General features: G+C 65.8%; 7 protein-coding genes. 3 read left to right on the forward strand and 4 right to left on the reverse strand.

Going from position 1 to position 9223, the window contains the following annotated elements:
• Window positions 1-31 precede the first annotated feature (31 nt).
• From QM806_RS38425 to QM806_RS38435, 3 genes are all read right to left on the reverse strand, one after another.
• Window positions 32-319, reverse strand: a complete 288-nt coding sequence (locus QM806_RS38425; protein WP_005257904.1) for a DUF1876 domain-containing protein — start codon at window positions 317-319, stop codon at window positions 32-34.
• Window positions 320-388: 69 nt separating this feature from the next.
• The gene (locus QM806_RS38430) at window positions 389-1810 is read right to left on the reverse strand and encodes a wax ester/triacylglycerol synthase domain-containing protein (RefSeq protein WP_283294873.1); all 1422 of its coding nucleotides are present in this window, start codon (window positions 1808-1810) and stop codon (window positions 389-391) included.
• Between the two features lie 211 nt (window positions 1811-2021).
• Window positions 2022-2276 (reverse strand): SHOCT domain-containing protein, encoded by a 255-nt coding sequence (locus QM806_RS38435; protein ID WP_005257908.1) that lies wholly within the window; start codon window positions 2274-2276, stop codon window positions 2022-2024.
• A 214-nt stretch (window positions 2277-2490) separates the two neighbouring features.
• Here QM806_RS38435 and QM806_RS38440 point away from each other — a divergent pair, with 214 nt between their 5' ends.
• Window positions 2491-3729 carry a serine hydrolase domain-containing protein gene (locus tag QM806_RS38440; protein ID WP_005574439.1) on the forward strand — a complete coding sequence of 413 codons (1239 nt, stop codon included), beginning with the start codon at window positions 2491-2493 and terminating at the stop codon, window positions 3727-3729.
• A gap of 22 nt (window positions 3730-3751) precedes the next feature.
• Here the strand turns inward: QM806_RS38440 and QM806_RS38445 are convergent, their stop codons facing one another.
• Window positions 3752-4648: a universal stress protein gene (locus QM806_RS38445; protein ID WP_005574437.1), complete on the reverse strand. Its 897-nt coding sequence runs from the start codon at window positions 4646-4648 to the stop codon at window positions 3752-3754.
• 442 nt (window positions 4649-5090) lie between these two features.
• On the opposite strand from QM806_RS38445, the gene QM806_RS38450 reads away from it, so the two are divergent.
• Together QM806_RS38450 and otsB are read left to right on the forward strand one after the other, a co-directional pair.
• Window positions 5091-5624 carry a flavodoxin family protein gene (locus tag QM806_RS38450; protein ID WP_005257913.1) on the forward strand — a complete coding sequence of 178 codons (534 nt, stop codon included), beginning with the start codon at window positions 5091-5093 and terminating at the stop codon, window positions 5622-5624.
• Window positions 5625-5696: 72 nt separating this feature from the next.
• On the forward strand, window positions 5697-9223 hold a 3527-nt coding region (gene otsB / locus QM806_RS38455), incomplete at its 3' end, for a trehalose-phosphatase (protein WP_283294874.1).

Genomic DNA, 9223 nt, shown 5'->3' on the forward strand with positions numbered 1-9223 from the left:
TTCGTGTCGAAGCCCACCCCGGCGGGCCCGGTTATTCGGTGAGGTGAACGCTGCTGTGAGTGGCCGCTTCCACATCGGCGGCGGTGAGCTCGATCAATTGGTGGGCAAGGTCGGCCAACGCACGTGCCGTGGCCAGTTCGTCCCCGATCTCGGGGATCTCGGTGTCCGCGGGATTCCGGCGTGCGAGCCCGACCCCGACGAGGGTGTGGGTATCGCGGGTTCGGAGCCGGGCCTGTGCCCGGGTCTTGGATCCGCCCTCGTCGGCGTCGTGTTCGTCGATGACGATCTCCACGGACCACTTCTTCTCGTTCATGTTCATCGGCCTCCGTTCGGTGTGGACGCGGTGTCGCGCCCTCGATGTGGTTCTCGGGTATGGGGTGTGCCGCGATCACGAGGCCACGACCACCCTCGTATCGGTTGTCTTCGCGCACAACCCGAGGACGGCGCGAAACCCGTCGGCTATCGAATCGGTCAAGGCGGCGAGATCCGGGACGGCATCGGCGTCGGCGTTGATCCCGACACAGCATCGTGAGGTGTAGGACATCAAGGTGACGTTGAACGCCGATCCGAGTGTGGGGCTGAACGCGTAGTAGTGCAGAATCTCCGACCCGGCGATGAACAGTGGCACCGGCGATCCGACGACGTTCGAGGCGACGAAGTCGACGTGTTTGAGCATGTTTCCGAGTGTCGAGGCCGGAAGCAGGTTCAAGGCGCCGGCGATCGTCGGTGACAGCGGAATCGCGGACTCGTGGCGCCAGGCATCCACCGTGGCGTGCACCCGGCGCATCAACTCGGCGGGGTCGTCGACGTCGGTGGGTAGTGCAAAACGTGCCAGGGTGATGCGGTTGCCTCCCATCGGGTCCGTCTCGGCACGCAGGCTGATCGGCAGCGTCATTCGCAGTTCACTGATCTCGGCGCCGTGCAGTCGGTGGTACTTCGCCATTCCCAGCAGGACAGCAGCGAGAAACGCGTCGTTGAGGGTACAGGCACCCGCCGCGGCCGCCTGAGCGAGGGCGTCCACCGGCACGTCGAGCACCGCGCAGTGACGCCGCGTGCTGCGTTTCGTCATCACCGGGGACAGTGTGGAGACCACGGGACGCGTGAGGCGCAGTGTGGAGCCGGCCAGGGCGACTGCGTCGCGCCAGGCGGCCCTCGGAGTCCGGAACAGTCGAACACCGTTGCGGCCGAGCGTGTTCGATGCCCGACGGGCCACGTCCGTGGCCGTGTCCCGGTACCAGGAGAGGCGGCCCGGCGGGTCAGGCGATTCACCGTCCGGCGTGGCGGTCCGTTGCTCGGTCCGGTCCGGCCGTGCCCCCCCGTCGCGGGTGAAATCCACGATCTCGCGGGCAATCTGCATTCCACTGACACCGTCGGTGAGAGAGTGATGCACCTTCATCACGAGGGCGGACTTGCCGTCGTGTAATCCGTCGAGAACGGTGAACTCCCAGAGCGGACGGCGCTTGTCGAACGCGGTCATCTCGGCGGTCCGGGCGAAGTCGAGAACCCCGTCCCATGTTCGGGGTTCGGGAAGGGTGTAGCGGCGCAGGTGCCAGCTGAGATCGAAATCCGGATCGTCTGCCCACCTCGGCGGCGCCAAGCCCATCGGGGCCTCGATCGCCGCCCGCCGGAAGAGGGGTACCAGGTCGACCGCCCTCCGCATCATGTCGACGAATCGGCTCTGATCCGGACTGCGGTCGAGTAGCGCGACCGCCACGATGGTCGAGCGGAGGATCGGATCCTCCTCCATCCGCCACGACATGAAGTCGGTCTGGGTCATGTATCGCTGATGCGTCGTGCTCACGTCGGTCAACTCGCTCGTGCTCGGGTGTGCGGTCGGTCTGGGTCGATGGGCTCGGGGTGGCCGCCGGGGACTCGATCCCTGTGGTTCCCGGCGGGCGACGGAGTCACATCGGCATCATGTGCATGGGTGGGAGAACACCCATGCTGTGCAGCCACATCATGAACATGTGGAACATCGGCATCGCATCCATCACGGTCACCTCCTTCGACGTGCGCTCATGTCAGGGTGTCGTCCCGGCGCGCAGAATGGAGAGGCGACTCCGGTATTCCTGCTCGTCGATCTCACCGCGTGCGAACCGCTCGGCAAGGACCGCCTCGGCACTGCGAAGCGGCGGTGCCCCACCGGGCGGTGCCGGGAACGGGTGACTCACATAACGGATCAGCAGGATGATCCCCACGATCAGTAGGCCCCAGAACAGCGCCATCCCGGTGAACATCAGTGCATACCCCCAACCGCCGAAATCGTTGTCGTACATCACGGGGCGGCCTCCTACGGTCTGTTCGGCGGTGTGTGTCCAGGTCGGTCCGCCGTACTACCAGTGTCCAACCGTGCGAGGGGTCGTTCACAGGGTATTTCGGCCGTTTCCGGTGGTTTTCGCCCCGGCGGAATCAGGGCGCCGTATCCGGCGTTGTATACAAGCATTGGTGGTGGCATCGGGCGACCGCCGAAGGATAGAAGACGTGCACACCATGACGAACCCTCGCGAACTCGCCGCAGGAAATCCGCCGGCCCGCAAGCGTACGGTGGCGCGTCCGGACCTGCCCACGCCCAGCATGATGCTCGTCGATCCCCGGTTCGGTGAGCTGGCCGGTCAGTTCTTCCGACTGTTCGGGCAGCCCACCGACGGGGGTGGCGCTCTCGCGCTCTACCTGCACGGTGAGCCGGTGGTCGACATCTGGTCGGGATGGGCGGCGCGCGACACGCGCTGGCGATCCGACACCGTGTCGGTGTCCTTTTCCACCGGCAAGGGTGTGGCGAGCACGGTGCTCCACCGGCTGGTGGACCGCGGGCTGATCGACTACGACGCACCCGTTGCCACGTATTGGCCGGAGTTCGCGAGTGCAGGCAAGGAGTTGGTGACGGTACGGGAGCTGCTGACCCACCGGGCCGGGCTGCACCGTGTGCGCGGACTGGTACCGGGGCCGTCGGCCCTGTTCGACCACGACAGCGTCGTCGGCGCTCTCGCATCCGCGGCACCGGATCGCCGCCGCGCCGTCATGCCGGGCTATCACGCCGTCACGTTCGGATCACTGGTCGCGGAACTCACCACTCGGGCGACCGGCTCGTCGTTCACCGACCTGGTCCGCACCGAGATCGCCGAACCCCTCGGAATCCGCGAGTTCTGGTTCCAGGTTCCCGCGGAGGAACGCCACCGCATCGCGAAGTCCTTCCCTCGCATCACTCCGTTCGGGGTGCCCTGGGAGACGGCGTCCTTTGCTCTGTCGTGCTTGCCTGTGCTTCGGAACATCGCACACGCAGGCATGCCGGAGGGGTTCGACGAACTGGTCCGCAATCCTGCCATTCACGACTACGTGATGCCCGGCTGGAACGGTGTCTTCAGTGCCCGCGCCCTCGCCCGCATGTATGCGGCGATCGCGAACAAGGGCATGGTGGGCGGCAGGAGGTTCCTGACCGAGGAAACTCTCGCGCAGATCGGTGAGGTGCAGACGACGGCACGCGACTATGTGCTCGGTATCCGGATGAACTGGCGCCTGGGCTATCACGCGGCGTTCGTCGCCAGCCGCAATCAGTATCCACACGCATTCGGCCACTACGGACTCGGTGGTTCCGGTGCGTTCGCGGACCCGGAGACGGGGCTGTCGGTGGCGTTCGTGACGAACAGGATGGGCGGTGCACTGACCCCGCTCGCCGACCTGCGGCTGGCGAAACTGGGCGCGCAGGCAGAATCGATCGCTCGGCGACTGTAAGCGTGGTGCCGCAGCCGTGGGTCTAGCTCGCCCGGCGGCAGATCGTGATCGGGCAGGCGACGTGATGAAGCAAATTCTGACTGGTCGATCCCAGAAACGCGCCGGCCAGACGGTTGTGGCCGTGGCTGCCGACGACGACCAGCTGCGCGTCGCGGGCATATTCGAGGATCAGCTCGGCCGGATTGGCCTGTTCGACGACGGTGGTCAGTTGCAGATCCGGACACTTCTCGCGCCAGCCGGCGAGATTTTCCGCCATCAGAACGGATTGTTCTTCTTCGACGACGGCCCAGTTCACCATCGGCAGGGCGGCAGGGCGCTCCGAGAGGTCGCCGGCGCCCCAGCCGTGCACCGCGAGGAGCGGTACCTCGAAGAACGTGGCGAATTCGACGGCCGTGGTGATGGCGAGTGAGCTCAGTTCGCTGCCGTCGACTCCGACGACGACAGGACGGTGGTCGGGCACCGGGGACGGTGCCTCCGATCGGAACACGGTAACCGGACAGTGCGCACGGTTGACCACCTGCATGACGGTGGAGCCGGTGACGAGCGTTTCCAGCGCCCCCGCACCGGTGGAACCCACCACCACCATCTCGGCGTGCGCGCTCAATCCTGCGAGTGCCGGTCCCGCAGGGCCGGGATGGGTGCTGCACGAGACCGTGACGTCGGGGAACGCGCTCTTCACGTGCCGTTCGGCCCGATCCAGGATCTCGTGGGCAGACTTCTCGACTTCCTGGGCGAACTCGTTCTGGAAGAGAAGCGCGGCTTCGCTGTAGTGGTATCCCGGACTCGGCAGGACGTGAGCCACTCGCAGTGGCACGGACTTCCGCTGAGCGACCGCCGCTGCCCACACAGCGGCTCTCATCGCTCGTTCCGAACCGTCGACACCGACGACGATGGACTTTCGTTGCGCGAGAACGCTCATATTCTCAACTCCTCCGGTCACCGTCACGGTCCCAGACGCGGCAACGGCGCCGGTAGAGGCATAGGTCATCTGCCTGCAACGCGGCGGTGCCCGACGCCTGCGCACGCGGCAGGGGCGTGCAACGTCCCGGAAAGTGACGGTAGACCCTACTCGGTGGGCGACATCGTTGGTTGAATCCGAAGTGACACGACACCTCGGAGTTCGCCATGAATCCCCCACCTCACCATCGTCGACAGGGAAGTCGGTCGACGACGAGACAAACACAGCCATCCGCGCCCGATACCGATGACGATCGGATCGAATGGCCCGATCCGAGTCCGTTGGCCGACTGGTGGGCACGCGTGATGTTCGGTGCACACCAGTCGACTTGACACCATCGGCCGGAACATCCTCGTGCACAGAGCGCCGGGACCGAGCGGTACCACCCATAGAAGGAGTCGACATGCGAACACTTGTGGTCTACGAATCGATGTTCGGAAATACCCGGCACGTGGCAGAGGCGATCTCCCGCGGTCTCGAGTCCGCGGGCGCTGTGACGGCGATCCCGGTCGCCCGAGCCGGCGACGAAGACTTGTCCGGTTACGATCTCGTGATCGTCGGCGGTCCGACGCACGTCCACGGGATGAGTCGCGAGTCGACCCGCCACGGGGCCGCCGTGACCGCCCACAAACCGGACAGCACCGTGGCCTTGGAACCCGACGCGGAAAGCGAAGGCCTCCGCGAGTGGCTCGACGGGCTCCCCCCGAGCCACGGGAAGGCGGTGGCCTTCGACACTCGGTCAGGCGGCCCTGCGCTCCTGACCGGCCGAGCATCGAAAGGTATCTGCCGAAAGCTGCGCCTGCGCGGGTTCGATCTCGTCGCCGAGTCCGAGAGTTTCCTCGTCGACAAGGAATCGCGGCTCGAGGAAGGCGAGGAGACACGCGCCGAGCAGTGGGGTCGGACACTCGCCCAACAGGTCAGTTCCACTCCCGCCTAGCACATCCCGCGCCGACCGGGCTCGTTATCGGCCCGTGACTGCGACCGCGTTCGCCACCCGGGAGCTGAGCCCATGGCACAGACTGCGATCGATCTGCGTCGGCACGATGCGGTCATCCTCGACCTCGACGTCGTGACGACCGAGTCCGCCGGGGCCGACACCACGATGGCACTCGTCGGTCGATTGCAGAGTCTCGGGGTGGCGACAGCGATCTTCTCGTCCGATCGCGACGTTCAGCCGATGCTCGACTCCGCTGGGATCGCCGAGGTGTTTCCCGTTCGGGTCGCTGGCGCGTCGCCGGCCGACGCCGCCGATCGGCTGGGGGCGCGTCCGGGCAGCGCGGTGGTCGTCACGACCTCAGAAGCAACGGCAGCCGCGGCCAGCCGTGGCGGCTTCGCTCTCGTCATCGGGGTCGCTCCCGACCGTCGCGCCGACAGGCTGAGTCGATGTGGAGCAGACGTCGTCGTCGCCGACACCTCCGAGATCCAGGTCCGCGCAGGCGATCTCCGGTTGTCCGAGATTCCGGACGCGCTGACGTCTCGGCACGAACTCACCGCCTTCCTCCGTGTCCGCCGGCCCGCTGTGTTTCTCGACTTCGACGGCACCCTCTCGGATATCGTGTCCGATCCGTCGGCGGCCGTTCCGGTCGACGGTGTGGCCGCCGAGTTGGCCCGGTTGACACGCGAATGCCCGGTGGCCGTGATCAGCGGACGCGACCTCGCGGATGTGCAGGCACGGGTCGGCATGGCGGAGATCTGGTACGCGGGCAGCCACGGCTTCGAGTTGGCGGGGCCGCAGGGGCAGTACTACGAGAACCCTGACGCTCTCGCCGCGGTACCGGTACTGCATCACGCCACCCGCGCGCTCACCGACCGCCTCCGCGACGTGCCGGGCGTGTTGATCGAGCCCAAGAAGTACACCGTCGCCGTGCACTATCGCAATGTTGCCGCCGACCGGATAGACGAGGTCGTCGCCACGGTCCGTGACGTCGCCACGTCCGGGGAGGTCCGGCTCAGAGTCATCGGTGGGCGCAAAGTAGTCGAACTCCGTCCCGACGTCGATTGGGACAAGGGACGCGCACTGAACTGGGTCCTCGAGCACATCCACGACGCGAGATCCCTGCTTCCGATCTACGTCGGTGACGATCTCACCGACGAGGACGCATTCGACGCCGTGTCGGCGACCGGGGTGGGGATCGTCGTCCGCAGCAGTGAGATCGGGGATCGACGGTCGGCGGCAAGATTCGCCGTGAACGATCCGGCTCAGGTTCGCGAACTGTTGCAGCGGCTGGGGGATCTTCTCGGCCGCGACCCCGAGACCGCGTCCGCGGCCGATGCATGGATGCTGTTCTTCGACGGCTACGAACCCGCGACCGAGAAGCTACGGGAGGCCATCTGCACTCTGGGGAACGGCTACTTCGCCACTCGCGGGTGCGCCCCCGAGGCAACCGCCGGCACCGTCCACTACCCGGGCACGTATCTCGCGGGTGTGTACAACCGCTTGAGCGACGAGCGTGGCGGGATGGCGATCGTGAACGAAAGCATGGTGAATGCACCGAATTGGCTGACGACGACCTTTCGTATCGAGGGCGGGCCGTGGTTCGACGTCGATGCCGTCGACCTGCTCGAGTACCGCCAGTACCTCAATCTGCGTCGCGCCGTGCTCACCCGCCGGTTTCGGTACCGGGACGACGCCGGGCGCACGACGTCGGTCATCCAGCGGAGATTCGTTGCCATGCACTTACCCCACGTCTGTGCGCTGCAGACGACGATCATCGCGGAGAACTGGTCCGGCTCGTTCGAATTGCGTTCGGCTCTGGATGGTTCGGTGCGCAACACCCTCGTCGAGCGGTACCGTGATCTCGCCGCCGAACATCTCGTGCTACTCCGTTCCGGCGCGCTGTCGGCGGACTCCGTCCTGCTGGCGATGCAGACCAATCAATCGGGCATACCGGTGGCCATGGCGGCACGAACCACGCTGTCGCCCCACGACCGACACCGCGCGTCCACGTACCGTCTGCTCGACCGCGACGGCCGCATAGGCCACGACATCACGGTAGACCTCGGCGTGGGTGAGTCCGTGACGTTCGAGAAGATGGTGACAGTGTTCACGGGGCGCGATCACGCGCTGTCCGAGCCGGCCGAGGAAGCAGCACGCTGGGTGCCGTCGATCGGCGGGTTCGAGGAAGTGCTGGACGGTCATGTGCTGGCCTGGGAGCACCTGTGGGACCGTATCGGCATCACTCTCGGTGATTACCAGGACGTCCTGCGCATCGCCAGGCTCCATCAGATGCAACTGCTGCAGACGGTGTCGCCGAACACTGCCGACCTGGACGTCGGTGTGCCGGCCCGAGGATTGCACGGCGAGGCGTATCGGGGTCACGTCTTCTGGGACGAATTGTTTGTTTTCCCGGTCCTGAACCTGCGGGTGCCGACCTTGACCCGGTCGTTGCTGCGCTACCGGTACCGTCGCTTGCCGGAGGCCCGCCGCGCTGCGCGGGCGGCCGGTTATCGCGGCGCGATGTTCCCGTGGCAGTCGGGTAGCGACGGCCGGGAGGAAAGCCAGCAAGTGCATCTCAATCCGCGGTCCGGTCGCTGGCTCCCGGACCCGAGTTGGCGTCAACACCACATCGGCATCGCGATCGCCTATAACGTGTGGCACTACTACCAGGTCACCGGGGATCTGGAGTTTCTCAGTGATTTCGGCGCCGAGATGCTGGTGGAGATAGCCCGATTCTTCGCCGGCCTCGCCTCCTACGAGGGGACCCGCGGTCGCTACACGATCCGCGGAGTGATGGGACCGGACGAGTTTCATTCCGGCTACCCCGAGGCACCGCACGAGGGAGTCGACAACAACGCGTATACCAACGTCATGGCCGTGTGGGTGATCCTCCGGGCGATCGAGGCGCTCGATGCGATTCCGACCCAGAACCGGTCCGATCTCGTCGACTCTCTGAGCTTGGATTCCCACGAGATGGCGCGGTGGGCGGACGTGAGCCGCCGAATGTTCGTTCCTTTCCACGATCGGGTCATCAGTCAGTTCGAGGGGTACGAAGAGTTGGCGGAACTGGACTGGGCCGGCTACCGGGAGCGGTACGTCGACATTCAACGGCTCGACCGCATCCTCGAGGCGGAGGGGGATGACGTCAACCGGTACCGGGCGTCGAAGCAGGCCGACGTTCTGATGCTGTTCTACCTGCTGTCCGCCGACGAACTGCGAGATCTGTTCGAGCGACTCGGATATCAGTTCGAACCGGAGGCAATACCGCGCACCATCGATTACTACATCGCCCGGACCTCACACGGTTCGACGCTGAGCGCGGTGGTGCATTCCTGGGTGCTGGCCCGCGCCAATCGTGACAAGGCCATGGAATTCTTCGAAAAGGTGCTCGCGTCCGACATCACGGACATCCAGGGAGGTACGACTTCCGAGGGGATCCACTTGGCAGCCATGGCGGGAAGCATCGACCTGCTTCAGCGCTGTTTCACCGGACTTGAAACGCGTGGTGATCGACTCGTCTTCAGCCCGGAATGGCCGAACGCGCGGTCAAGTCCAGGGAGGTGGTGTACGACGTCGTCGCGTGACTCCTCGTCGGGTAA

Origin of the sequence: Rhodococcus sp. IEGM 1351, assembly GCF_030056875.1 — a bacterium.
Lineage (GTDB): Bacteria > Actinomycetota > Actinomycetes > Mycobacteriales > Mycobacteriaceae > Rhodococcus_F > Rhodococcus_F opacus.

What these genes read in the sequence shown, in the direction of transcription:
- QM806_RS38425 (WP_005257904.1), bottom strand. Translation starts at nt 319, where the DNA reads ATGAACATGAACGAGAAGAAGTGGTCCGTGGAGATCGTCATCGACGAA.
- QM806_RS38435 (WP_005257908.1), bottom strand. Translation starts at nt 2,276, where the DNA reads ATGTACGACAACGATTTCGGCGGTTGGGGGTATGCACTGATGTTCACC.
- QM806_RS38440 (WP_005574439.1), top strand. Translation starts at nt 2,491, where the DNA reads ATGACGAACCCTCGCGAACTCGCCGCAGGAAATCCGCCGGCCCGCAAG.
- QM806_RS38445 (WP_005574437.1), bottom strand. Translation starts at nt 4,648, where the DNA reads ATGAGCGTTCTCGCGCAACGAAAGTCCATCGTCGTCGGTGTCGACGGT.
- QM806_RS38450 (WP_005257913.1), top strand. Translation starts at nt 5,091, where the DNA reads ATGCGAACACTTGTGGTCTACGAATCGATGTTCGGAAATACCCGGCAC.